Raw genomic sequence first — 23,902 nt, 5'->3', positions numbered from 1 at the left:
ACGGACTGTAGTCGATTAACTACTAGGTAGCATAGTTGATACTGGAATTCCGAGTCGCAACCGGGAGGCGACAGGACCGCGACGAAAGGTCGCCTCCCTCATTGAGATCGGCCCGACCGGTCCGCCGCGGCCGTGCGCCGCGCCCACCCTTACCGCCAGAGGTCTGCGCTTCCGGTGCCCGACGGTTCGTTGGGCGTGATAGTAGGTTCGGCGTCGCTGTCGGAGGGCAGACTGACGCCGCGTTCGGCGAGCCATCGCACCGGGTCGAGGGCGGCGCCGGATGCATCAGCAACCTCGAAGTGCAGATGAGGCCCGGTCGAGTTACCGCGATTGCCCACCGTGGCAATGGGTTGACCGACCGTGACCGGCGCTGCCGCGTCGATGAGATTGTCGTCGTTGTGGCCGTAGGTCGTGATTGTTCCGTCGGCATGCCGGATGCGTACCCACAACCCGAAGCCTTCAGCTGGCCCCGAGTTGATCACTTCGCCGTCGGTGACCGCGAAAATCGGTGCCCCCAGGTCGTTGCCGATGTCCATACCCTGATGGCCGCGGCCGTCACCGAAGGTGGAGGTCACTCGGCCGTTCGTGGGAGCGACCACCGACCCCGGCGACGGCGACGAATAGACGGGTGGACCAGCTGGTGCCGGGTGCGCAGCCGCGGGATCGTGGGGACGCATCTCGAAAGCCAGAAGCGCCAGCAGCCGCCCGATCGGCAGCGCGTCGACAATCAGTTCGGCGGCTGCTCGTCCCGCGCCGAGCACGGCGGCGAAGCATCCCACCGCAGTGATGGGATCCTCGGCTGGCACTGGCGGCTCGACTGGGCGCGCTCGATCGGCCAGACATGTGCTGACTGTTCGGATCTCGTCGGCGAGGGTTCCCATCGCCGGGCCGCCCAGTGTCGCCGAGATCGTCTCGGCGACCAGTTGGGCGAACTGCTGAGTCACGTGGGTGGCATCGGCGTCGGCTCGCGCTCGAGCGTCAATTGAGAAGCTCAGCAGAACCGCAGCAACGATTCCCGCGACCCCCAGTCTCAGACAGGGCCGTGGAGCGCCGCAGCGGCGGGTGAGGGACGACATAGGCATGCCAGCGAGACCTTCCGGAGACGGGCGCGACGCACTGACGTTCAGCACCACACGCCAGGTGCACATGAGGCCACGATCGGCAGCCCTCCGTTCGAACCATAGGCCCCACAGGTCACAGCAGTAACACGATCTGATTGAGTGCCCATCGCAATCGCGGGCCTCTACTACTAGGTGATGTAGTTGCGGATGCGCAGTGACTGCCAAGCCGGAAACTCGCCCTGAACACAGGGTAATTGCAGGTGAGCGCATCTCTTACACGAGGTGACGCCGCAAAATGCACGTCGCGAGAAGTGGGGTTCCGGTCGGTGGATGTCACAAAAACTATGGTCATGTTGACAATTCGAATGGTGATCTACCACGCTGCGTAGTAGATCAACGTCGAGGAGTGCTGGTGCAGCAGGGGAGAAGGGTATCCGCGGTGCGGGCGGCGGTCCTGGCGCTGATATGCGTGGTGCCGTGGGTAGCGTCGGGTTGTGGTAGCGCTGGCGACGACGCCGTTGCGCAGGGGGGAACCTTTCAGTTCGTCTCGCCCGGCGGGCAGACGGTCATCACCTACGATCCGCCCTCGAGCCGTCAGCGGATCGCTGACGTCTCCGGCCCTGACGTGGTGACCGACCAGACCATCGGACTCGACGACTTCGCAGGCAAAGTCGTCGTCATCAACGTCTGGGGTTCGTGGTGTGGACCCTGCCGGGGAGAAGCCGACGACCTCGAGCATGTCTACGCCCAGAACAAGGCCTCGGGAGTCGAGTTCCTCGGTATCAATCTGCGCGATAACCGGCAAGCGGCGAAGGACTTCATGATCGACAGAAAGGTCGCCTTTCCCTCGATCTACGACTTTGCCGGTCTGACCCTGGCTGCGCTGACCACCCCAACGTCGGTGGTGCCGACCACCATCGTGCTCGACCGCGACCACCGTCCGGCCGCGGTGTTCCTCAAGGCCATTACCGCCGACGAACTCGGGTCAACAGTTCAGCGAGTCCTCGCTGAGCCTGTGGCACAACCCCAATGACCCCGCAGTCGGTCGAAGTGCAGGCTGCGGTCGGCGAGACGTTTGCCGACCTCGTCGCCAGCGGTCCGCTCCTGCTGGCGCTGCTTGCGTGTGTGATCGCCGGGCTGGTGTCGTTCGCCTCACCGTGCGTGGTCCCCCTCGTTCCGGGGTATCTGTCGTATCTGGCTGGCGTGGTCGGCGCCGAGGCGCCTGCGGTGTCGGTGGGGGAGCCGAACAAGCGGGGTCGTTCGCGCGTGGCGCTCGCCGCAGGCCTGTTCGTCCTCGGTTTCACGGTGGTCTTCGTGGCAGCGACCGCCACCGTACTCGGAGTCACCACCACTTTCGTGGTGAATCGTGAAGTCCTCCAACGCATCGGCGGCGTGGTCACCATCATCATGGGCCTGGTGTTCATCGGGCTGGTGCCGGCACTGCAACAGGAACGACGGTTCGCCCCCCGCCGCGTCTCCAACATCGCCGGCGCTCCGCTGCTCGGCGGGGTCTTTGCACTCGGGTGGACCCCATGCCTAGGGCCCACGCTCGCGGCGGTCATTGCGACGGCCAGCGGCACCGAAGGTGCCACCGCAGCCAAGGGCGTCGCGCTGATCGTGGCGTACTGCGCGGGCCTTGGTATTCCTTTTGTCGTGCTTGCGTTTTCCTCGGCATGGGCGTTGCGCAGCCTCGGCTGGTTGCGGACCCACGCCCGCATGATCCAGATCGTCGGCGGCGCCATGATGATCGCGGTAGGTATCGCCTTGATCACCGGCCTGTGGGATCAATTCATCGTGTGGGTCCGCGACGCGTTCATCACCGATACCCAACTACCCATCTGACTACCCATCTGAGGCCTGTAGTGGCGGCGCCGGTTCGACGGACCCAACACCACCGGCTTCCGGTCACCGCACCGTCACGAGACCCAACACCACCGGCGTCACGCCGCCGACGTCGGGCCATCTCAGCACATCCCGATTCAGTCGTGACGTGATCCGCCGGTTCCGTTCCGCCCCGGTCTGTCATATAGTCACATGCGCATGTATTGATATATGTGGACAGCGTAGCTATCTGGGTGTGGATGAGAGGGAGTACGACGCATGGGAGCCGGACACAATCACGGACCAACCGACCCCGCATCCAGCGACTCGTCGCTGCGTGTCCGGTTGGCGATCGCGTTTGCTCTGACGGGGATCATTGTCGTGGCCCAGCTTGTCGGGTCGGTGATCACGGGAAGTCTGGCGCTACTGACCGACACCGCGCACGCCGCGACAGATGCGATCGGTTTAGCGGTCGCGCTCGTCGCAGCAACCGTGATGCACCGCCCGGTCAACAAAACCCGCACCTGGGGACTGCGGCGCATCGAGGTCATCGCCGCTCTGGGGCAGGCCTCGCTGCTGCTCGCTGTGGGCCTCTACGCTGCTGTCGAAGGCGTACGACGACTGTTCTCGCCACCCGAGGTGCCCTCGACCGAACTCCTGCTCTTCGGAGTCATCGGACTCGTGGCGAACATCGTCGCCATGCTCGTGCTCGCCTCGGGACGCGGCGCCAACTTCAACATGCGAGCGGCGTTTCTGGAGGTCCTCAACGACGCACTGGGATCGCTGGGTGTGATCGTCGCCGCAATCGTCATCGCTACCACCGGTTTCCAACAAGCTGACGCGCTGGCCGGGTTGTTCATCGCCGCGCTCATCGCACCCCGCGCCCTCAAACTCATGGCCGAGACGACGCGGGTGCTGATGGAATTCACCCCGAAAGGGATCGATCTCGACGACGTCAGGGCCCACATCCTCGAGATGGACCGTGTGCACGACGTGCACGACCTTCACGCATCGACGGTGGCCACGGGCCTACCGATCATCAGCGCTCACATTGTGGTCGATGACGACTGCTTCCAGGACGGCCACGCCCCCACCATGTTGGATGACATCCGGACCTGCGTGGCGACCCACTTCGCCATCTCCTTCGAGCATTCCACCTTCCAGCTCGAGACCAGCGCCCAGCGCCACCACGAGGAAGCGTTAGCCACCCATCACCCGTGAGGGATCACATCGGCGTCACACCACACCTGCGGTCTGCGCGAGTGCGGATCTCTGCTACGCGAGTCTGCCGTCTCGGGCCGGGCGCTGCCCCGGAGGTGTCACATCAGCGTCGACCAGTACCACCAGAAACGGTGGGCGATCAGGGCGATCACTGCCAGCACCCACACCAGCGGTACCACGGTGTGCACCGTGAGGATCGCATCGAGGGCTCGGCGCGCTGTCCCGGGTGGGCAGAAATGGTCGGCATTGCGCAGGCTCACATACCAAAAGGCAACCACGACAACCACCCACACGGCCATGCAGTACGGACAGAGCGCGTTGATTCGGTACAGGCTCTGGAAGATCAGCCAATGGACGAACACCACCGCACCCGTCAACCCACTCTGCAGCCCGATCATGACCCAGGTGGGCGGCCGGCTCCCCATCAGGACCGCGACAGCAATCAGCGCGGAGAAGCCGGCAATTCCGATCAGTGAGTTGGGAAACCCGAAGACGACCGCCTGGGGGGTGTCCATCACCGATCCGCAATTGACGATCGGGTTGATACTGCAGGTCGGTGTGTACGCCGGATCGGTTGCCAGTTCGAACTTTTCAACCGTCAGCGTGAACGCAGCGATGAGCCCGATACTTCCGCAGACCGCAAGGATCCACGCGAGCAGTCGCGGAGACACTGGGAATCGTGTAGCTGCCGCCGTGGGCGAGGATGGCGAGGCCTGGCGGGGTGGTGGTGGGACGGTCACTGGCGTAGTGCGGATTCGAGCGCCGAGCTCAGATCGTCATAGCTCTCGGGTTTGATGAGTTCGTCGTTGATGAAGAAGGTGGGTGTGCCGGTGACACCTAGCGCTTTGCCGTCAGCGACATCGCGGTCGATGAGTTCGCGGGTGGCCTGCGAGTTGTAGTCGGCGGCGAATCGATCCATGTCCAGACCGAGCTCCTGGGCATAGGAGAAGAACAGATCGTCCAGCGGTACCCGCTGCTCACCCCAGCTGCGTTGGGTGTCGAACATCTTGCGGTACATCGGTTCGAACTGGCCTTGCTCGGCCGCGGCGGCAACGGCCCGTGCCGCGCGGTCAGCGTTGAAATGCCCGGGGAGCGGGAAGTAGCGGACCACGAACGTGACCTGATCGCCGTATGTTTGGCGAAGCTGCTCCACCGCCGGGTATGCCGCCCCGCACCCTTCACATTCGAAGTCCAGGAATTCCACGAATGTTGCCTTGGACTCGGTCGGAGTCGATAGACGTGGGGAATCATCCCGTACCGTCATGCTCGCCTGGGTGTCGGCCTGTTCGCTGTCGCCGGCCCGGGACACCACGAACACCACTGTCAGCGCCAGGCAGAACACGATCACCACGGCGAGTGAGATCTTGACGTTGCGGCTCACCGGGGCACCCTCGACTCGAGTCGAACCTTCAGCGCTTGACCTGCCACGATGTTCACTCCCGTCAAACTACTACTACGTTAGCTAGTAGTTTACAGGCGCGCGGCCCCGGCCGGGCGCCCGCGGGCGGATCGGTGCGCTCGACAAACTTCGGTGAGGGGTGCGGTGCGCGGTGGTGAGTTCTTCGGGTGCTCGGCGGGCCGGTGCGTCGTTTCCACCGATGCTTCATCCGGTGTTGCGCAGCGCTGCTGCGGTCGGCGCCGGCGGCATGCTGTATGTGAGTTTCCCTCCGCGTCAGCTGTGGTTCCTGGCCCCGTTGGCTATCGCGGTTCTGGTGGTGACGCTGCGGGGGCGGTCGTTGTGGGCGGCATCCGGCTATGGCTATCTGGCTGGGCTGGGGTTTTTCGTGCCTTTGCTGCCGTGGGTCGGCATCTATGTGGGTGCGGTGCCGTGGCTGGTCTTGGCAGCAGTCCAGGCGGTGGCGTTCGGGGTCTTCGGGGTGTTGGCAGCGGCACTGGGCAGATGGCGCGGCGCGCCGGTGTGGTTGGCAGGCGCCTGGGTGGCAGTCGAAGCTGTTCGTTCCCGGATACCGTTTATCGGTTTCCCTTGGGGCCGAATCGCATTCGGTCAACCCGACGGGTTGCTCCTGCCGTTGGCGGCGCTGGCCGGCGCGCCGGGGTTGTCGTTCGTTGTGGTGCTGCTCGGCGCGGCCCTGGCCGCGGCGGCGGGGGCGGTGGTCCGCCGGCAGCCTCAAACGTTGGCCGGGCCTGCGGCCACGGTTGCCGTGATTGGACTGCTGGTGTGGACGATGACGCCCGCGGGGGGAGGCGATGACGCGGGGGAGCGGTCGGTGACGGTGGCAGTGGTGCAGGGCAATGTGCCGCGGCTGGGGTTGGATTTCAATGCTCAGCGGCGCGCAGTGCTCGACAATCATGTCCAACGCACCCTCGACCTGGCAGAGCAGGTCCGCTCTGGGCGGGTCGTGCGTCCCGATGTGGTGGTGTGGCCGGAGAACTCATCCGACATCGACCCGTTCGGTAACCGCGATGCTGCGGCGCAGATTGATCGTGCCGCGCGGGCGATCGGGGTGCCGATCCTGGTGGGAGCGGTGATCGCCGGGAGCAACGGCACGTCCCGCAACACGTTGGTGGTGTGGGATCCGGTTACCGGTCCTGGTCAGGAGCACGACAAACGTCAGCTGGTGCCGTTCGGGGAGTACTTGCCGCTGCGGGAACTGATGACACAGCTGTCGTCCTACGCCAGCCGGGCCGGCAACTTCGTTCCTGGCACGGGCAATGGTGTCGTCGATCTTGCAGGTGTACCGGTGGCGGTGGCGACCTGCTACGAAGTCGCGTTCGACGATCTGGTGACCGACTCGGTGCGCGCCGGCGCGCAACTGATCGCCGTACCGACCAACAACGCGACGTTCGGGCGCACCGAGATGACCTACCAGCAACTCGCGATGTCGCGGGTGCGGGCAGTCGAGCACGGTAGGGCGGTGGTCATCGCAGCAACCAGTGGGGTGAGCGCGATCATCGAGCCTGATGGGACCGTTGCACAACGCACAGCGCTGTTCACCCCTGATGTCCTCATCGCGCGGGTGCCGCTGGGGACAACGACGACTCTGGCGACGCGGATCGGAGCAGCAGGAGAAGGGATCTGTGCTGCCGCGGTCCTGGCGGCACTGGTTGTACGCACGTGGAGATCACGCCAACGCACCTGACGCGGCGTGGTTGCTTCAGTGGCGTTCGCGATGGGGCGTTGGTGAGCTACTCGGTGCGTCATCGGCGTCATCCGACGGGCTCGAACAGCAGCTGCACCCTGGTTCTGTAGTGGCAGCACAACTCGTGCTGGTCGCCGCGCCGCGTAATCGTGGAGTCGGCAGCAGGGGCACCTCGGGCACCGGCCGTGGCTGATCGGTGGTGGTGGCGGATACCGGGGCGCAGCAGGCGTCGCCTGTGTCGTTGTAGGGCGCCACCGAGATGTTGAGCTTGCCGGGGGTTACCCGGGGCATGGCACCGGTGCCTGGCAGTGCTTTCGTCCGGGCAGCGCGAATCGCGTTGGCGATCACCAGCACTTCTGCGAGTTCGTGGACGAAGACCACCGTGGCCAGGCCGAGGACGCCCGTGGCGGCCAGCGGAATCAGCACACCGATGATGGCCAGAGAGAATCCTATGTTCTGCACCATGATTCGGCGTGCGCGCCGAGCGTGGGACAGCACGTGGGGGAGATGGCGGAGATCTTCGCCCATCAACGCCACATCGGCGGTTTCGATGGCGACGTCGGTACCCATCGCTCCCATTGCGATTCCGACATCGGCGGTGGCCAACGCTGGGGCGTCGTTGACGCCGTCGCCGACCATGGCGATCGCCCGCCCGCGCGCCAGCGTGGGCAGCAAGTCGGCTTTGTCTTCGGGAAGCAGTTCGGAATGGACGGTGCTGATTCCGGCCGCCGTGGCCAAGGCGTGTGCGGTGCGATCGTTGTCCCCGGTCAGCATGACCGAGTTGACACCCAGCGCCGTCAGCTGAGCGACCGTTTCAGCGGCCTCGGGGCGAAGCTCATCGCGGACGGCGATGGCGGCGACGACGGTGCCATCGCGTTCGATCAGCACGACGGTGGCACCGTCGCTCTGCAACCGGGTGACCTCGCCGGCGAGCGCGCCAGGATCGAGCCACCCGGGTTTGCCCAGGCGCAGTTGCTGTCCGCGTATCTGGCCGGTGAGTCCGTGACCGGCGATCGCGGTGACGTCCTCGGCAGGTGAGTCCAGGGCAGGTGCGGCCGCGAGAATGGCGCTCGCCAGCGGGTGCTCGCTGCGTGCCTCGAGCGCGGCGGCATAGGACAACGCGTCTTCGCGGGTGATCTCGGGTGTGCTCACCACGGCGATGACCTCCGGAGTGCCGCGGGTCAAGGTGCCGGTCTTGTCCAGTGCGACGACGCGGACCCGTCCCAACTCCTCTAGTGCAGCACCGCCTTTGACCAGTGCGCCATGGCGGCTGGCGGCGCCGATCGCGGCGACCACCGTCAGCGGCACCGCGATCGCTAACGCACACGGGGACGCGGCAACGAGGACTACCAGGCCGCGTTCGAGCCACAGCAGGGGATCACCGAGCAGCGCACCGATACCTGCCACGAGCGCCGCGAGCACCATGATGGCGGGGACCAGGGGGCGGGCGATGCGGTCGGCGAGACGTTGGCCGGCGCCTTTGCGTTCCTGCGCTTGCTCGACGATGTGAACGATGCGGGCCAGGGAACTATCCGCGGCGCGGGCGGTCACGCGGACTTCGATCGCACCGCCACCGTTGATGGCGCCGGCGTAGAGCAAGTCGCCCGGACCCGCCTCCACCGGAACAGATTCGCCGGTGATCGCCGACATATCCACGCTGGTAGTGCCCGCGGTGATCGTCCCGTCGGTCGACGCGCGCTCACCGGGACGCACCACCAGCACATCGCCGATGATCAACTCATCAGGGGACACGGTGATCTCGCGACCCTCACGAATCACCGACGCGGTCGGTGGAACCAGCGCGAGCAGTGCCCGCAGCCCGCGCCGGGTCTTGGTGACCGCGTAATGCTCGAGTCCTTCAGCGACCGAGAACAAGATTCCCAGCAGCGCAGCCTCGGGTATTTGGCCCAGCGCCACAGCCCCGATCGCGGCGATCGTCATCAGCGTTCCGACACCGATGCGCCCGTGGCGCAGCGACCTCAGCGTCGACGGCACGAACGTTGAGGCAGCGACGACGACCGCGACCAGTTCCACGACGATGCCCGCGGTCTCTGACAGAGAGCCTCCGATGATCCAGCCGAGCGCGAGGAACACTGCTGCGGCGGCGGCGAAACGCAGCTCGCGCACCTGCCACAACCGAACCGGGCCCTGATCGACCTCGGCGTCGAGGTCGGCGGGATCTGATGGTCCGCAGCATGCGTCAGCCATGAGCTCGCCCCTGCACTGTGGCCGCCGCCGATGACGTCGTCGTGGCTGGTACGGAGACACATGCAATCGCTAGAACGGCTGTCACGAGAGCGTGGCCGGAGGGGGTCAACGCGTACATCACCAACCGTCCGTGCCGGCGCCCGGTCACCAGGCCGGCGCCCTTGAGTAAGCGCAGATGGTGCGAGACAAGGTTCTGCGCCAGGCCTACCACCCACGCGAGGTCGCAGACGCATAATTCCTCGCCCGACAGCAACGCCGTCGCTACACGTAGCCGGGTGGGATCACCGAGTGCGCGAGCTCCGGCGGCGGCACGGTCGACCGCGGTCACCTCGGGTAGCGCAGTCCGGATAGTTTCTGCGTGCGGCAGATCGAGGCACAGCAGGTCGCATGTGTCCACCGACTCCTGAGTCATATCAACATCCTTACGTTCATTGATATGGCCCATTGTAGGCGCGCCGGCGCGAATACCTCAACACCCATCGATATGGCGAGTTGGCGTCGACAAGCTCCAGCCCGGCGGGGGGCGCCTAGGTGTCGGTGTTGCCCTTCTTCCACTGTGACCACGGGATGTTCCAGTCGCCGAGTCCATCGACTCCCGAGAGCGTGTCGGCGTTGGTGTTCTTGACCGTGACGGGGTCACCGCGCAGGGTGTTCTTCACGAGCCATTCCGCGTCTGCGGGACTCAGGTTTGGGCAACCGTTGCTGACGTTGCTGTTGCCTTGCGCCGACATCGACCACGGTGCGCCGTGCATGTAAATGCCGCTGTAGGACATTTGCACCGCCCATTGAACGGGTGTGCGGTATCCCGCTGCGGACTCGACAGGCACTCCGTAGGTGGACGAGTCCATGATGATGTGCTCGACGCGATCTCCGATCATGTAGATGCCGCGGGGCGTCGGAGTGCTGTCTTTGCCGAACGAGGTCGGCATCGTGCGGATGACCTTGCCGTCTCGTTTGACGACGATCGTTTTGGTGTTGTCGTCGGCAACGATTTCCTGAGCTCGGCCAATCGTGAAGTCGTAGGACAAGTTCTCGTCGCCGTAGAGCCCGTCGCCGAGATCGACTCCGTAAATGTTGACGGCGACACTGACTTTGGTGCCCGGTGTCCAGAAGCGTTCGGGCCTCCACCGGACCTCAGAGTCGCTGATCCAATAGAACGCACCCTGCATCTGGGGGTCAGACGACACGGTGATCGCCGCCTGTGCCTTCTTTCGGTCAGGGATGGGATCGGCGAACCGCACGCCGATCGTGTGGGCGATCCCGACGGTTTTCTCGCCGAGAATGGCCGCGCTGGTCAACGATTCCGGTGAGGTCGTGGTGAAACGCTGCGAGACGACCGATCGACCGCCCACGCCCACGGCCTCGGCTTGAACCACGTATCGCTTCGAATACCCCAGGGGCTGGGTGCTTGTCCACGTTGAGCCGTCCTCGCTCAGGGAGCCCGCCAAGGGACGGCCGCTGGCTGTGGGAATACGGACGTTAGTCAACGCGCCGCGACTGGCCGTGACAACAATAGGAAGCCCAGGTTCGACAACCGCGTTGGGCGCAAGTCGCCCGCCACCTTCAGTGGCCACAGCGATGGAAGGGTGTGTGATGTCGGCGAAGCTGTCAACGGCCCGAATCTCGTTGCTGTAGACGGCACCTCCGGTCGAGCTGCACGAGGTCAACACCATCACCACCGCCGTCAGCGTTGCGAGCATCAGCAGTCGCGGGATACCGGACCGGACCGACCCGCGGCATTCACGAGAGCCCGAGCACTGCGGCTGCCCACCGTGAGTCGATCGGCGATCACGTGGCTCTTCGGTAGCTCGAGTCCCTCTTACGCGGCCCATCGATTGTCGAACCCTCCCACTCGGCGCTGGACTAGCTTTACTAACCACGATAGTAGTTGAAGGCTGTGCGCTCCTTTACCCGCTGCACCGCGTGAGAGAAGGTTCGAAACGTCTTCGTGGTGGGCCACCGCCGAGCCACCACGTCGACCTCACTATTGCCGTGTGGCGACACCCAACAGGTAATCCCCGCCGATGCGTGTTTGCCACCGCTCGCCGACGTCGAGACCGTGGTGGGACAACTCGTGCAGGAATTCACCGGCGGTGAACCGATCCTCGCTCGGATGGTCAAACAGCACTTGGTAGGTCGGCCGAGCAAGGGCGGTCGCGGTGACCTCGTCAAAGAAGAACCGCCCACCCGGTTTGAGTACGCGGGCCACCTCGTCCAAGGCTTCCCGCCAGTTCGGGATGTGGTGAATGATCGCGAAGTCGAAGACTGCGTCATAAGTACCGTTCTGCCCTCCGCCGACGTCGTGAAATGCTGAACGCAGGTCCGTTGCGCTACCTCGGGCGAGGTGTGCCCTGCCGGTGTGTCGGCGCAGGCGGTGGCGAGCGCGAGAAATCATCGCCGGATCGAGGTCTACCGCGTCGACGCGCGCGGCGCCGAACTCGTCGAGGATCAGCCGGGTGCCGTAACCCGACCCGCACCCCAGCTCAGCAACGTGCGCTCCCGGGGTCCGTCCGCCCAACGCGGTCAATACACGCGCCTCGTAGCGCTGCAGCCACCGCCGGGGCGGCGAGTTCACCAGAACAGTCTCCACGCGGTTCATCAACATTGTTGACCACCCTCCCTCATTCATCGGCGGAGACCGCTTATTATCGTCTGGTGACGATCAATAGCATGGATGGGTGTCCCACGTCGAGAGCCGGAACGAATGTGGACGCGGCGGTGGCGTTGTTTCACAGCCTGTCCGATAGCACCCGTTTGTCGATTGTGCGTCGTCTTGCCGGCGGGGAGGTCAGGGTCGCCGACCTGGTAGGGGAGTTGGGTTTGGCGCAGTCGACAGTGTCGGCGCATGTGGCATGTCTGCGCGACTGCGGGCTCGTTGAGGGACGCCCACAGGGTAGGCAGGTGTTCTACCGCCTCACTCGGCCCGAGTTGATGGATCTGCTGGCCTCGGCGGAGACCCTGCTGGCGGCCACTGGTAGCGCGGTAGCGCTGTGCCCGAACTATGCCGGCGACGCCGCCGCAGCGTCAGCGAGTTCTACCCCGGCTGGAGCATTTACGTGACCGACGCGACGCCGGCAGTGACGAAAACACTCCACCCCCGAGGCGTTCTCTTGGTCCTGGTTGTCGTGGTGACCTCCGTCGGGCTGGCAGTCAACTCCTTCGTTGTCAGCCGACTCACCGAGGGCAGTACGGCCGATCTGGGAGTGCTCCAATTGCGGTTAGCGTTCAACCCCGGTGTTGCATTCAGCCTCGGTGATCAGCTGCCCAGCTGGGCCATACTCGCCGTGGCCGGGTTAATCACCCTCGCACTGGCCGGCTACGCAGTGCACGTCGCACCCGACGCGGGGGTCGCCGGCCGGATCGGATTTGCTGCAGTCCTCGGCGGCGCACTCACCAACCTGATCGACCGCGCCGCCGACGGCGTCGTCACCGACTACTTCCATACCGGCTGGTTCCCCACGTTCAACCTCGCGGACACATTCATCACCATCGGCGTCGTCCTGATCGTGCTAGATGTGTTGCGGCAAGAATGGTCAGCTCCGCGCGACGCCTAGGGGATCGAACCGTCGCGCGGACTCGCTTAACCGGTGACTGTCAGGTAGATCAAGGCGACGTTGAGCACGATGATGACCGCTGCAGTCAGCCAGGCCAGCGACGTGGTGAGTCGATTGTTCACATCCTCGCCCATCAGCATCCTGTCGCTGGTGAAACGCACTAACGGAACCAGTGCGAAGGGGATGCCGAAGGACAGAACGACCTGCGAGACAATCAGAGCTCGGCTGGGATCGATTCCGATGGCCAACACTGTGATGGCAGGTATCAGGGTGATCAGGCGTCGGAGTATGAGCGGGATCCTGCGCTGCAACAGCCCGTCCATGATCATCGCGCCGGCGTACGCCCCGACCGAGGTTGATGCCAGCCCCGAGGCAAGAAGCCCCAGCGCGAACAGCAACGCCACCACTTGCCCCAAGGTGTCGGCGACCGCCGCATGCGCTCCGTCGATCGAATCGACCCCTTCACGGCCACGCAAAGTGGTTGCTGCCACCAGCAGCATGGACAGGTTGACCGCGCCCGCCAGCAGCATCGCCAGACCGACATCGATCTTCGTCACACGCAACAGCCGCGACCGGATCGGCCCCTCCGGTTGATGGCCGTGTCGATCCCGCACCAGACCTGAATGCAGATACACCGCGTGAGGCATCACCGTCGCACCCAACATGGCGGCCGCGATCAGCACGCTTTCCGTGCCATCGAACCGCGGCAAGAGGCCCCCCACGACAGCCCCGGGGGGAGGTGGTGCCACCACGGTGCTTGTCAGAAAACCGATGGCAATGACAGCCAGCAAGCCAATGATCACCCGCTCGAACGGTTGCTGCCCTCTGCGGTCTTGGACAAGAAGCAAGACCATCGACACCGAACCTGTGATGACGCCACCGATGAGCAACGGCAGGTCGAAGAGCAGATTCAGCGCGATAGCTCCGCCGACCACTTCGGCGAGATCGGTTGCCATAGCGACAATCTCAGCCTGCACCCAGTAGGAGAGCCTGGCGGTCCGCGACGCGCGCAGACGCACCGTCTCCGGCAATGACCTGCCCGTGACCACCCCGAGCTTGGCAGAAAGGAACTGCACCAACCCCGCCATCACGTTCGCAACCACGATCACCCACACGAGGAGGTAGCCGAACTGGGCGCCGGCGCTGATATTGGACGCGACATTGCCGGGATCAACATAGGCGATGGCTGCGACGAAGGCCGGACCAAGCAGTAGGGACCCAGACCGAGCTCGCGCGAGCCGCGGACGAGCCGAAGCCATGACCTCTCGCATTGCCGCCCCTCAATCACAAAGTTCGGTCTACCGAATAAAACTATTCGATACACCGTAGTTCATGGGTCGGCACATGACGAGACTTGGGGAGCTTGGTTGGTGGGGCGAGGTCTTCGACGGCCTGTAAGTGCGAGTGCGCCGCAGCGGGGCGCATCACTGCTTGTCATCTGCGTGCCGAAATACTACGCTACGTAGTATTTCAATGTGGGCAGGAAGAGCAGGTGGGACCCGGATGGCGATGCGGGCGAGGAAGTCCCGGCGGCCGATGGTGCTGGGAGTCGACTGGCAGACAGCTCAGGATCACGTCGCCGACCGCGCACTCTGTTCTCTCGCGAGGGATGACGACCTCCCGGGTGCGGCGTTACCCATACGACGACGATGATGCACACCGACACCATCGAAGCGCCGACGCCGCGACGACCACGCCGCCGGCTTAGCCCCCTACCCAGATTGTGGCGCTCGCTGACGTCGATGAAAACAGCACTCATGCTGCTGTTCCTGTTGGCCGCGGCGGCAATCCCGGGCGCTCTGCTGCCGCAGCGCCCACTCAACGAACAGAAAACAACCCAGTACATTGTCGACCGCGGCGCCCTCGGCACGTGGATGGACAGACTGCAGCTCTTCGACGTCTTCGCCAGCTCGTGGTTCACCGCGATCTACGTCCTGCTGTTCGTGTCACTTGTGGGATGCCTCACTCCCCGAATCCTCGAGCATCTGCGCGCGGTCCGAGCCCGTCCAGTTCCCGCGCCGCGCAACCTCACCCGCCTGCCGCGGCACCTCGAGGACACCGTAGAAGGAACACCCGAAGAGGTTGTTGCCCTCATCAACGCCAACCTCCGGGGCTGGCGCCGAGCCACCACCACACGACCAGCGACTACGCACCGACCCACCGCAGCCGTAGAGATCTCCGCGGAAAAGGGTTACCTCCGCGAGTGGGGCAACCTCGTGTTCCACTTCGCCCTACTCGCCTTGCTGATATCGATCGCGGCCGACAAACTTTACGGCTACGAAGGCACCCGCAGTCTCGTCGCCGATGGCACACAAGGGTTGTGCAACACCTCGACCGCGGTTTATGACTCATTCCGCGCAGGCAGCCTCGTCGATGGCACCGATCTCTCACCATTCTGTGTCCGCGTCGAGGGCTTCGATGCCCGGTTCCTGCCGAGCGGTCAGCCCGACATGTACGAAGCCGACGTCACCTACACCGGGGACGTGCGACAGTCCGATCCCGATACGTGGAGCACCGCACGCGTCCGAGTGAACGAACCGCTGCGAGTAGCAGGCGACCGCGTCTATGTCCTCGGCAACGGCTTCGCACCGACGTTCACTGTGACGTTCCCCAACGGTGAGCAACGCACTCAGACAGTACTGTTCATTCCCGACAACTTGCAGACGATGCTGTCCTCCGGCGCGGCCCGTTTCGATACCCCAGCCGGCCTCTACCCCGACCCAGACGAACGTCGCAATCGACAGATCGCGATCGAGGGCCTATTCGCGCCCACCGCAGCATTCCAAGGAACCCTGCTCACCTCATCGTTTCCCGTGCCGAATGATCCGTATGTGGCGATCAGGATCTACCAAGGCGACACCGGACTGGATACCGGTCGCCCGCAGAATGCGTACTCCTTGAACCGAGCGCTCATCGAGCAGGGTCGGCTCCAGCAGCGGGCACAGGTCAATCTCAGCCCGGGACAGACTCACACCATCGCCGATGGCACCGTGGTGCGCTTTGATGGGTATGAACGCTTCGTGTCCATGCAGGTATCACACGGGCCGGCACAGAACTGGGTTCTGTTGTCGGCGACCGTGATGCTGTCTGGGTTACTTGTGTCTCTATTTATCCGGCGTCGCCGAATCTGGGTGCGGCTAGTGCCCGTCGGAGTCGACGGCCAACGCACCGCAGTAACAATCGCAGGTCTGGCCCGCACCGATCAGGCCGGGTGGGGCGAAGACTTCGACCAGCAGGCGCGGCGATGGCTGACCCAGCCAGGGCCGACAAACCGCCGACCACGGCGCGCACATCAGCCATGAGATCTCACATCCGTACAGATCTCATCTCATTGAACCGCCCCCCCCTGCAGGACGCGGCACCGAACCAACTGTCACGTCACAATCCATCCCGATCGCATTCACGCCACACGGAGGCCCATAGACCATGCGCAGAAACACTTCTCACGGCGCCGCCACCACGCCGGCCTCTTCGGCCAGATCCCTCATCGCCATCGCGCTGCTGTACAACATCGCGCGCCTAGCACTCGCTGCTGCGCTAACTGGACTAATTCTGCTGGTCGCCTACCTAATTGACGTGGACGTCCCGTTCTTCGTAACCGTCGTGCTCGCCGTGATTCTCAGTAGTCCAGTCTCGATGATCGCCCTCAAACCCCTACGAACTCGTATCAATTACCGGGCCGAAGCAATGGACTCCCGCCGAGCAACCAAGAAGGGACTCGCCAGACCGGACGCGACATGAGTTGGCATCAGGCCAGCAAACATGATCAGCCAGGCCCGACTGTCCTGCCGAACATGCAGTGCGGTCTGCCGGATCGGTGAAACCAGCGCAGTTCACCCTCGATGACCACCGACCCGCACCGTTCCTCTCAATCGATCGGGCTAGGCGTCAACTGTGTGGCCGTCGAACCGATCACTGGCCCGCGCGGATTTGGCCCGACCTAGTCTCGTCTCGAGAGCTCGCGACACCTGAGCGGGACCAACTCGTCCTCATACCTCCCGCGCCGATACGGCGGGTCATCCGACGACGTAGACGCCCCGGGTTCTCAGCCACTGTGCAGGATCGAGTTTGGGTCCATCTTGCTGCCAGACCTCGTAGTGCAGGTGTGGGCCGGTGGAGTAGCCGCGGTTTCCTACCGTTGCGATTTGCTCGCCGGCCTGGACTCGCTGCCCGACGCTCACCAGTGTCTCGTTGATGTGCCCATACACGCCGATCGTGCCGTCGTCTTGCAGCACTCGTATCCACAGCCCGAACCCATCAGCCGGACCGGATTCGATAACCTGCCCGTCGCTGGTCGAGACCACCGGTGTGCCAATCGTGTTGGCGATATCGAGGCCATAGTGCGTGGTACTCCAGCGCGCTCCGTAACTCGAGGTCACGGTGCCGTAGGTCGGTGCCGCCGACCGTGGCCGTTGTGGCACCGGGGGTTCAGAGGGCCGCGCGCGATCTGGCTGTGCCAGTTCTCGCATAACCGAGGTCAGCTCATCGCGTGACGATGCCCCTGCCGACGTGCGGTTTCGCTGTGCGTCCACCGATCCGACGGTTACAGATCGTGGGGCTGCTGCGGACTGGACGTCGACGGGCACGCCAGTCTGGGTCAGGGGAGTGATCGTTGGGTTGTGTTGATCGGCGAGCGCGGTGGCCGCGGTCCCGCCGGCAGCGCATAGAACCACCGCGGCCATGAGTGATCCACTCAACCCGGCAGCGGCCGCCGACCGAGTGGAGGTGTCCGAGACCTCTTCGCCGTCAAGAACCTCGAAGAAGCCTGACTGAGCTTGCTCGCTGGACTGAGGTTCAACGACACACAACGCCCGCTCCCACGGTGCGGTAGGTGCTGCCGATGAATGCCTGCCGAGGTCGAGCGGGCGCTGCGAGCGAGGCGGCCCGAAAGATCGATGGGCACGCCCGGCTTGGCGGGGTAGGGCGGTGCGCGAGCGCGCGGTGTATGGACGGCCACTGCGAGGTGGGTATGGCGGCGCCGCCCCGGGCGCCGTCGTCGATCGAGCATGCGGCGAGTAGGAGGGCACCGGGGCGCCCGAGATGATGGGCCGAGTGAACCCGGCCGGCACCTCGGGTTGGAGAGGCATTCGGTGTCGCCCGGCCGCATGCACGACGTGTGCATGCTCGGGCCGTGCGAGTCCAGGGGTGAGGCTCGCTGATGCGTCGCGCCGGAACGCAGAGATACCAGCGGAGGGCGGGCTGGGATCAGCTTTGCGATGCCGTGCCAAGGGGAGTCCTTCAGTCCAAGCGTCAGTCCGGATGGAAACAGTTCGATATCGAACGAGCCACAGACAGGTTACTACTATCCCGGTTAGTTTCTCCCCGTTGGCCCCAGGATCGATCCTTCGGGCTCTGCGAAGCTCCGATGGTGCGTTTGGTTGACCAGCGGGTACGTTGTGGCCGACTACGGGTCGGCGTCCATGCGTTCGCCAGTTCCCGCCTGGGCAACTGCGTCGGCAACGAAGCGTCCGGCTCGTAACGGTCACCATAGATCGAAACGACTGGGGGCTAGGCTGACAGCCCCTGTCGCCGACAGCCTGCACTCGACGATCACCCGCCAGAGAGCGTGACGGCGGTCCTGGCATGATCGGCCGCATGCGTGGACTGCTACGAGCGCTCGGGTGGGGTGCGGTCCTCGCCGCTACTGCCGGGATTGCTGCCCACTATTCTGGCCTGGTCAGCAATCTCGCGTCCCGGCTGGCGGCGTTCACGCCGGTGCTGATCATCGTCGGCGTCGTCGGTCTGCTGCTGTTGCTCGCTGCGCGCGCCTGGCTCTCCGCGGCAGGAGCTGTGCTCGTCATCGCCGTGGGCGTGACGGCGCAGGCCCCGCTGTATCGGGGGGCGGACGAACAGGTCTCGGACTCGGACCTGACCGTGATGCAGGCCAATATCTATCTCGGGCAGGCTGATCCGGACGCGCTAGTGTCGCGGGTGCGCGACTCAGGCGTTGACGTCCTGACGGTGGTCGAGCTGACGTCTGAGGCGGTGGGAGCCCTCGAGCGCGCCGGGTTGCGCCAAGCCTTGCCGTTCGTGTTTCTTCGTCCCCGAGACGGTGGAGGTGGAGCTGGCATCTATGCGCGGGCCCCGCTGACCGACGGGCAACTCTTGCGTGGGTTCGAATTGTCGAATCTTCGTGCGCGACTGCTTCTTCCGAACCGCACGCCCATCTCGATCTATGCACTGCACCCATTGCCGCCGTATCCCGAACCGTCGTGGCGCTGGGATGCCGAGCTCCGCGAGTTGCGCTCGATCCTCTTCGCCGACACAGATCCACTGATCATCGGCGCCGATGCGAACTCGACCTACGATCACCGCTCCTTCCGGCAGCTACTGTCGGGACCGCCGGATTCGCCCCAGCTGACCGACGCCGCCGAGCATCTCGGATCGGGCGTCGTCGCGACCTATCCTGCCGGCCGGCCCTACCCGTCGCTGCTTGCGCTCGACCGGGTGCTGACACGCAATGGCCCGACACCGACATCGTTCCGGCGGATCGATCTGCCGGGCTCCGATCATCACGGGGTACTCGCGAGCATCCGGCTCAGCGAAGGATGACGTCCCCGAGTAATCTCGAACCATCGGAACACCTCGGTTCGTGACCGACAGCCTTATGTCAACTCGATCGAGCCTGGCAAGATATCTCCCCCAACGCTTTCCATATGCCGCCACTCGCTACTTCATGATTCAGCCGGGTGGCGCCGGTGAGGGTGGAGGTGGGTTGCGGTCGCCGGGTTGGGGTATCGGGAAGGTCATCGACGGGCTCGGTGGGTCCGGTGGTGCGAGCCGGCTTTGGGGGTTGGCGCGCACCGCGGCCTCAGCCCCGGCCAGGGGCGCGGAGGCTCTGTCGCGGGCTTGTTGTTCGGTCACCGGTTTGCGGCCGTCAACCGGGATGAGGGTGTACCACTCTTCGGACTCGAGGTAGCGGGTGGCGAACAGGTACCACTGGCCGACCTTGAGGGGTGTGTCGCCGTTGACGGAAATGTAGACACCGTCTTTGACTCCGCCTTGCTGGTTGACTACCACGCTCTCGAAGACTTCGCCCTTGATCGCTGTTTTGGTGAGCACGCTGTACTGAGTTTCGGGGAGCCGCCCGAGCGCCTTGGCGCCAGCAGCTGATTCGACACGGCCGGTGAAGACGTGTGTGGAGATCGCCATCAGATTACGTAAGTCAGAGGTGTCGGTGATCGAGTCCGCATGGGCGGTCGAGGTGGCCGTGGCCGATTCGAGGGGTGGGATGCCCTCATTGACGGTTTGTTCGCCGCACGCGGCCAGGGTGGCAGCGGCGAGGATGCCGGCGATGCCGAGCGTGAGGGCCGCCGGTCGTGTTGCTCGGTGGTGGGTCATCAGAATCCCCACTTGTTGTGGTACAGGTCGCGGGTGAGCCGGTGGGTGTGTAGGACGTTTCGCGGGCCCCGTCATTATCTGCCATCAGGTCGTTGGAGCAGGTGTGGAACAGCCCCAGTGCGTGCCCGACCTCAGTCCAAGTTATGTCACTTTCTAGCAAAAGTTCCTGTCCCCCAGCTGTTTTAATGTGCCGATAACTTACGTTATGTAAAGTAGGCGATGCCGAGTATCCCGCGAACTCGACCTCTCCCAGAGCGGGCCAAATGGCAGGTGGCTTGGTAGAGGAGCCTAACGAGCTATCCGATTGTTAGCTGGTGGCGACTGTGCCTTCCGTGATTGCATCACGCAGCACGTGCTTGAGAATCTTCCCCGAGGGGTTACGGGGAATGGGCCGGGTGATGAGCTCGCGCGGAAGCTTGTAACCCGCAATGAACTGGGATCCGTACTCGCGGAGCGACTCCAAGGTGACCTCGCGGCCCTCGACCGGGGTGACGACGGCGATGAGGCTCTCCCCGAGCATCTCGTCCGGCCGCCCGACGACCGCCACATCGGCCACGTCCGGGTGGCCGGCGAGGGCCTGTTCGACCTCCACCGAGTACACGTTGCGCCCGCCCGTGATGATCATGTCCTTCATCCGATCAACGATCGTGATAAACCCGTCGGCGTCCCGGACCGCCACGTCGCCGCTGTGCAGCCAGCCGTCGCGGAGCGCATCGGCGGTGGCCTCGGGCTTGTTCCAGTAGCCCTTCATGATGGTCTCGCCTCGGTAAATGATCTCCCCGGGCTCGCCGACCGCGGTGTCGTTGCCCTCGTCGTCGACGATCCGCGTCTCGGCGTTAGTGATGGACGCCCGTCCGGTGGCATCTGGGCGGGCGCGTACTTCGTCCGGAGTGAGGAAGATGCCGGTCGGGCCGCCTTCGGTTTGGCCGCACAGCTGGAAGAACTGCACGTGCGGCAGGGTGGCGAGCAAGCTGGTCGCCGCGCTCGGCGGCATTGGTGCGGCGCCGAAGAAGCCCAGCCGCCACGCGGACAGATCGCGCGTGCCGAGCTCGGGGTGCTGCAGCAGTATCTGGTACATGGTGGGCACGCCCAGGAACACGGTGATGCGGTGCTTCTCCAGCGCATCCAGGACCGCCTTGGGCTCGAACGCTGGCAGCACCACGTGAGTGGTGCCCAGGCTGAACCCTGACATAACGAACAGGACCAGCTCCGCGCAGTGGTACATCGGCGCGACGTGCAGATTCCGGTCGAAGATATTCATACCGAGTGCGGAAACCGAGTTCCCCACCCACAGCATGCGGTGATGGTCGAACAACGCTCCCTTGGGACGCCCGGTCGTGCCCGAGGTGTAGAGGATAATGCAGTCGTCGTCCTCGATGACCTCCACTTCCGGCGCGGTGGTCGGCATGGTGTCTGCGAGCCGCGCGATGCCCTGCGCGGCGGGCTCGTCCAGCACCAGACTTTGCGGCGCGGACGGCAGCGGATCGAGTTCGTCGAGGCCGGCCACCACCACCGCGAGCCCCTCGGAGTACAGCAGCACCGTCGCACCGGAGTCCTCGAGCAGGTAGCGAAGTTCGCGGGCCGGCACGCGAGGGTTGAGAGGCACGGCGACGGCCCCCAGTCGGAACGCTCCGTACAGGCCCAGGATGTACGCGTCGGAGTTCGGACTCAGCAGTGCCACCCTGTCGCCCTTGCCGACTCCGAGCGACGCCAACGCGTGCGCATACTGATTGATCCGGGCCGCGAGCTGCTCGTACGAGTAGGTGCTCTCGCCGAAGATCAGTGCGGTCTTGTCCGGGTGCCGGCGGGCATTGAGCGCGAGGGCGCCTCCGAGAGTGGCCATGGTGACTCCTGAGGTGTCGATGACTCCGGGATCGGGTATGTGACCCCGGACACAGCAGGAACAGTAACCGCCAGCGTGATGCTTGTACAGATGTTCAGTGAAAGTGAAACTCGGGTCAGGTGGCTGACCCGTGGGAACGATCGACAGCTCCTCCCCCGGACACGCTCACGCCGAGTTCGGGCTTGCTGTGCCCCTCGGTGTGGGTGAAGGTCCCGAGGTGGGTCCAGACGGCATCCACCAGCGGCTGCAGGAACAGTCGGCCCATCTGGTTGATGATCACGTCGACCACCTGGACGGAGTCGGCGCGACCTCGCGAGGCCGCGCCGGTCTCGCGCATCGCAACGACCTCCCGGTGGGTGAGTTCGGTGAGCCGCTCCAGCAGTTGCCCCCGCTGGCCGCCGGGTTCGAGTAGCGCCCGGCGGAGGTAGTTGACCACCTCCGGGTTTCTGAACAGCATTTCCGCGACGGATTCATTCCGGACGCGAGCGATTTCTTCGCCGGCCCCGTCGGTCGGCGCCGAAGCAAGGGCCGACGCAAAACGCTCCACGACGATCTGCTCCACGGCCTCGCGGAGGCCGTCTTTGGACCCGTAGTGATGGACCACCAGCCCGACAGTCACCCCGGCGGCGGCCGCGACCGCCCGCATCGGTGTGCGGTCCTCGCCGTTGGCCGCGTAAAGCTCGAGAGCGGCGTTGCGGATTCGCGCTTTGGCGGTGAGATCTTGGTCGCCGGAGTGCTGGGCGGGGCGGTCCACGCGGTCTCCCTTCGGTCGACAAACGAGTCTACGGGGACGCGCCAATCGCTAAAGCTATACAGTGGCTAAGTTTACTGACTACTTGTATAGTCGCTGGAATGAGTCTTCGATCGCTCCGACCCCTGGCCGGCATACAGGTCGTCTCTTTGGCTACCAACCTGCCCGGTCCGCTGGCCGTGGCAGGCCTTCGTGACCTCGGCGCAGCGGTGATCAAAGTGGAGCCGCCGGTGGGTGACGCCTTGGCCGTGGCCGCGCCCTCCTGGTACGCAGAACTGACACAGGGGGTGGAGGTTCGTCGGGCCGACCTCAAGAGTCGTAGCGGCCTGGAGGAGCTGACCAGGCTGCTCGATACGGCGGACGTGTTGGTGACCGCCATGCGCCCGTCAGCGTTCTGCCGACTCGGCCTCGGCGATCTCAGCGACCGCTACCCGCGGTTGTGCCATGTGGAGATCGTGGGCTACGACGGCGCCGACGAGGAGGTCGCGGGCCACGACCTGACCTATCAGGCGAGATACGGCACCATCCGGCCGCCGCACCTGCCGCTGGTCCCGGTCGCCGACACCGTCGGTGGGGAGCGGGCCATCTCGGCCGCCCTGGCACTGCTGCTGGCGCGGGGACAGCACGACTCCGGTGGACATCAACGCATCACTCTCGACGCGGCCGCGTACGACTCCGCGGCTGCCCTCCGGCACGGCCTGTTTGGCAATGGAGCACCACTGGGCGGGGCTCTGCCCTCCTACAACATCTATGCCACCGCCGACGGCCATATCGCCCTGGGGGCACTCGAGCCGCACTTCGAGGCCCGCACCAGAGAGGTACTCGATTGCGACGGCACATCCGCCGCCTACACCCGCGCCTTCGCCGCGCGCACCACGGCCCACTGGGAGGATCTGGCCGCGCGCCACGACATCCCGCTCAGCGCCGTTCGCGATGCCCACCCGGCCACAGCGCAGACCACTCACGCGCTCACGGCGACTACCGCCTGACCACCTTGAGGA

General features: G+C 64.8%; 22 protein-coding genes. 10 read left to right on the top strand and 12 right to left on the bottom strand.

The genetic code is table 11. The features are described 5' to 3' along the window. Positions 1-149 precede the first annotated feature (149 nt). On the bottom strand, positions 150-944 hold the full coding sequence (locus FFS52_RS08370) for a M23 family metallopeptidase (protein WP_306413978.1): 795 nt from the start codon (positions 942-944) through the stop codon (positions 150-152). A gap of 529 nt (positions 945-1,473) precedes the next feature. On the opposite strand from FFS52_RS08370, the gene FFS52_RS08365 reads away from it, so the two are divergent. The 3 genes from FFS52_RS08365 (at position 1,474) to FFS52_RS08355 (ending at position 4,103) form a co-directional block, all read left to right on the top strand. Next, positions 1,474-2,094, top strand: a complete 621-nt coding sequence (locus FFS52_RS08365) for a TlpA disulfide reductase family protein (RefSeq protein ID WP_082652992.1) — start codon at positions 1,474-1,476, stop codon at positions 2,092-2,094. Next, positions 2,091-2,903: a cytochrome c biogenesis CcdA family protein gene (locus FFS52_RS08360; RefSeq protein ID WP_011161135.1), complete on the top strand. Its 813-nt coding sequence runs from the start codon at positions 2,091-2,093 to the stop codon at positions 2,901-2,903. The genes FFS52_RS08365 and FFS52_RS08360 overlap by 4 nt, the downstream gene beginning before the upstream one ends. 258 nt (positions 2,904-3,161) lie before the next feature. Further along, positions 3,162-4,103, top strand: coding sequence for a cation diffusion facilitator family transporter (locus FFS52_RS08355; RefSeq protein ID WP_011161134.1), 942 nt, complete (start codon positions 3,162-3,164; stop codon positions 4,101-4,103). 98 nt (positions 4,104-4,201) lie between these two features. On the opposite strand, the gene FFS52_RS08350 is transcribed toward FFS52_RS08355, so the two are convergent. Further along, complete coding sequence (locus FFS52_RS08350) at positions 4,202-4,774, bottom strand: vitamin K epoxide reductase family protein (RefSeq protein WP_011161133.1); 573 nt, start codon at positions 4,772-4,774, stop codon at positions 4,202-4,204. A gap of 65 nt (positions 4,775-4,839) precedes the next feature. Then, positions 4,840-5,484: a thioredoxin domain-containing protein gene (locus FFS52_RS08345; protein ID WP_137809382.1), complete on the bottom strand. Its 645-nt coding sequence runs from the start codon at positions 5,482-5,484 to the stop codon at positions 4,840-4,842. Between the two features lie 217 nt (positions 5,485-5,701). On the opposite strand from FFS52_RS08345, the gene lnt reads away from it, so the two are divergent. Then, complete coding sequence (gene lnt / locus FFS52_RS08340; RefSeq protein ID WP_137809381.1) at positions 5,702-7,204, top strand: apolipoprotein N-acyltransferase; 1,503 nt, start codon at positions 5,702-5,704, stop codon at positions 7,202-7,204. Positions 7,205-7,219: 15 nt separating this feature from the next. On the opposite strand, the gene FFS52_RS08335 is transcribed toward lnt, so the two are convergent. The 4 genes from FFS52_RS08335 to FFS52_RS08315 form a co-directional block, all read right to left on the bottom strand. Then, positions 7,220-9,412 carry a cation-translocating P-type ATPase gene (locus FFS52_RS08335; RefSeq protein WP_011161130.1) on the bottom strand — a complete coding sequence of 731 codons (2,193 nt, stop codon included), beginning with the start codon at positions 9,410-9,412 and terminating at the stop codon, positions 7,220-7,222. Further along, complete coding sequence (locus FFS52_RS08330) at positions 9,405-9,824, bottom strand: metalloregulator ArsR/SmtB family transcription factor (protein ID WP_011161129.1); 420 nt, start codon at positions 9,822-9,824, stop codon at positions 9,405-9,407. The genes FFS52_RS08335 and FFS52_RS08330 overlap by 8 nt, the downstream gene beginning before the upstream one ends. Positions 9,825-9,939: 115 nt before the next feature. Next, entirely contained in the window at positions 9,940-11,112 is a 1,173-nt protein-coding gene (locus tag FFS52_RS08325) for an Ig-like domain-containing protein (protein ID WP_011161128.1), read from the bottom strand. A 284-nt stretch (positions 11,113-11,396) separates the two neighbouring features. Beyond that, positions 11,397-11,987 (bottom strand): class I SAM-dependent methyltransferase, encoded by a 591-nt coding sequence (locus tag FFS52_RS08315; protein ID WP_311199297.1) that lies wholly within the window; start codon positions 11,985-11,987, stop codon positions 11,397-11,399. 80 nt (positions 11,988-12,067) lie between these two features. Here FFS52_RS08315 and FFS52_RS08310 point away from each other — a divergent pair, with 80 nt between their 5' ends. Next, positions 12,068-12,472 (top strand): metalloregulator ArsR/SmtB family transcription factor, encoded by a 405-nt coding sequence (locus FFS52_RS08310; protein ID WP_074848398.1) that lies wholly within the window; start codon positions 12,068-12,070, stop codon positions 12,470-12,472. Next, the gene (gene lspA / locus FFS52_RS08305; RefSeq protein WP_011161125.1) at positions 12,469-12,966 is read left to right on the top strand and encodes a signal peptidase II; all 498 of its coding nucleotides are present in this window, start codon (positions 12,469-12,471) and stop codon (positions 12,964-12,966) included. Before FFS52_RS08310 ends, lspA begins: the two co-directional genes overlap by 4 nt. Before the next feature lie 26 nt (positions 12,967-12,992). Here lspA and FFS52_RS08300 read toward each other — a convergent pair whose 3' ends face one another. Beyond that, positions 12,993-14,225: an Nramp family divalent metal transporter gene (locus tag FFS52_RS08300; RefSeq protein WP_137809380.1), complete on the bottom strand. Its 1,233-nt coding sequence runs from the start codon at positions 14,223-14,225 to the stop codon at positions 12,993-12,995. A gap of 393 nt (positions 14,226-14,618) precedes the next feature. On the opposite strand from FFS52_RS08300, the gene FFS52_RS08295 reads away from it, so the two are divergent. After that, positions 14,619-16,268 carry a cytochrome c biogenesis protein ResB gene (locus FFS52_RS08295; RefSeq protein WP_074848417.1) on the top strand — a complete coding sequence of 550 codons (1,650 nt, stop codon included), beginning with the start codon at positions 14,619-14,621 and terminating at the stop codon, positions 16,266-16,268. A gap of 124 nt (positions 16,269-16,392) precedes the next feature. Then, complete coding sequence (locus tag FFS52_RS08290) at positions 16,393-16,707, top strand: DUF4229 domain-containing protein (RefSeq protein ID WP_011161122.1); 315 nt, start codon at positions 16,393-16,395, stop codon at positions 16,705-16,707. A 275-nt stretch (positions 16,708-16,982) separates the two neighbouring features. Here the strand turns inward: FFS52_RS08290 and FFS52_RS08285 are convergent, their stop codons facing one another. Next, on the bottom strand, positions 16,983-17,648 hold the full coding sequence (locus tag FFS52_RS08285) for a M23 family metallopeptidase (RefSeq protein WP_099047831.1): 666 nt from the start codon (positions 17,646-17,648) through the stop codon (positions 16,983-16,985). Positions 17,649-18,549: 901 nt separating this feature from the next. Between FFS52_RS08285 and FFS52_RS08280 the strand changes: the two genes are divergently transcribed. Next, positions 18,550-19,518, top strand: coding sequence for an endonuclease/exonuclease/phosphatase family protein (locus FFS52_RS08280; RefSeq protein WP_011161120.1), 969 nt, complete (start codon positions 18,550-18,552; stop codon positions 19,516-19,518). A 129-nt stretch (positions 19,519-19,647) separates the two neighbouring features. Here FFS52_RS08280 and FFS52_RS08275 read toward each other — a convergent pair whose 3' ends face one another. From FFS52_RS08275 to FFS52_RS08265, 3 genes are all read right to left on the bottom strand, one after another. Then, positions 19,648-20,307 (bottom strand): hypothetical protein, encoded by a 660-nt coding sequence (locus FFS52_RS08275; protein ID WP_011161119.1) that lies wholly within the window; start codon positions 20,305-20,307, stop codon positions 19,648-19,650. A gap of 307 nt (positions 20,308-20,614) precedes the next feature. Then, positions 20,615-22,150 (bottom strand): long-chain fatty acid--CoA ligase, encoded by a 1,536-nt coding sequence (locus FFS52_RS08270; RefSeq protein ID WP_055476452.1) that lies wholly within the window; start codon positions 22,148-22,150, stop codon positions 20,615-20,617. 115 nt (positions 22,151-22,265) lie between these two features. Continuing rightward, positions 22,266-22,904, bottom strand: a complete 639-nt coding sequence (locus FFS52_RS08265; protein ID WP_055476451.1) for a TetR/AcrR family transcriptional regulator — start codon at positions 22,902-22,904, stop codon at positions 22,266-22,268. 98 nt (positions 22,905-23,002) lie between these two features. Here FFS52_RS08265 and FFS52_RS08260 point away from each other — a divergent pair, with 98 nt between their 5' ends. Continuing rightward, on the top strand, positions 23,003-23,890 hold the full coding sequence (locus FFS52_RS08260; RefSeq protein WP_055476450.1) for a CoA transferase: 888 nt from the start codon (positions 23,003-23,005) through the stop codon (positions 23,888-23,890). The last annotated feature ends 12 nt before the right edge of the window (positions 23,891-23,902 follow it).

The organism is Gordonia sp. ALPHA1B1, from assembly GCF_005502615.1.
Classification (GTDB): Bacteria; Actinomycetota; Actinomycetes; order Mycobacteriales; family Mycobacteriaceae; genus Gordonia; species Gordonia hongkongensis.
Note: the sequence above shows the minus strand (reverse complement) of the source record. Positions and strands in the feature narration are given on the sequence as shown.

Bases quoted from the DNA above. Each gene is read 5' to 3' on its own strand.
- FFS52_RS08295 (WP_074848417.1), top strand. From the start codon at position 14,619: ATGCACACCGACACCATCGAAGCGCCGACGCCGCGACGACCACGCCGC.
- FFS52_RS08280 (WP_011161120.1), top strand. From the start codon at position 18,550: ATGATCGGCCGCATGCGTGGACTGCTACGAGCGCTCGGGTGGGGTGCG.
- FFS52_RS08300 (WP_137809380.1), bottom strand. From the start codon at position 14,225: ATGGCTTCGGCTCGTCCGCGGCTCGCGCGAGCTCGGTCTGGGTCCCTA.
- FFS52_RS08330 (WP_011161129.1), bottom strand. From the start codon at position 9,824: ATGACTCAGGAGTCGGTGGACACATGCGACCTGCTGTGCCTCGATCTG.
- FFS52_RS08260 (WP_055476450.1), top strand. From the start codon at position 23,003: ATGAGTCTTCGATCGCTCCGACCCCTGGCCGGCATACAGGTCGTCTCT.
- FFS52_RS08285 (WP_099047831.1), bottom strand. From the start codon at position 17,648: ATGGCCGCGGTGGTTCTATGCGCTGCCGGCGGGACCGCGGCCACCGCG.
- FFS52_RS08360 (WP_011161135.1), top strand. From the start codon at position 2,091: ATGACCCCGCAGTCGGTCGAAGTGCAGGCTGCGGTCGGCGAGACGTTT.
- FFS52_RS08325 (WP_011161128.1), bottom strand. From the start codon at position 11,112: ATGCTCGCAACGCTGACGGCGGTGGTGATGGTGTTGACCTCGTGCAGC.
- lnt (WP_137809381.1), top strand. From the start codon at position 5,702: ATGCTTCATCCGGTGTTGCGCAGCGCTGCTGCGGTCGGCGCCGGCGGC.
- FFS52_RS08275 (WP_011161119.1), bottom strand. From the start codon at position 20,307: ATGACCCACCACCGAGCAACACGACCGGCGGCCCTCACGCTCGGCATC.
- FFS52_RS08270 (WP_055476452.1), bottom strand. From the start codon at position 22,150: ATGGCCACTCTCGGAGGCGCCCTCGCGCTCAATGCCCGCCGGCACCCG.
- FFS52_RS08355 (WP_011161134.1), top strand. From the start codon at position 3,162: ATGGGAGCCGGACACAATCACGGACCAACCGACCCCGCATCCAGCGAC.
- FFS52_RS08290 (WP_011161122.1), top strand. From the start codon at position 16,393: ATGCGCAGAAACACTTCTCACGGCGCCGCCACCACGCCGGCCTCTTCG.
- FFS52_RS08335 (WP_011161130.1), bottom strand. From the start codon at position 9,412: ATGGCTGACGCATGCTGCGGACCATCAGATCCCGCCGACCTCGACGCC.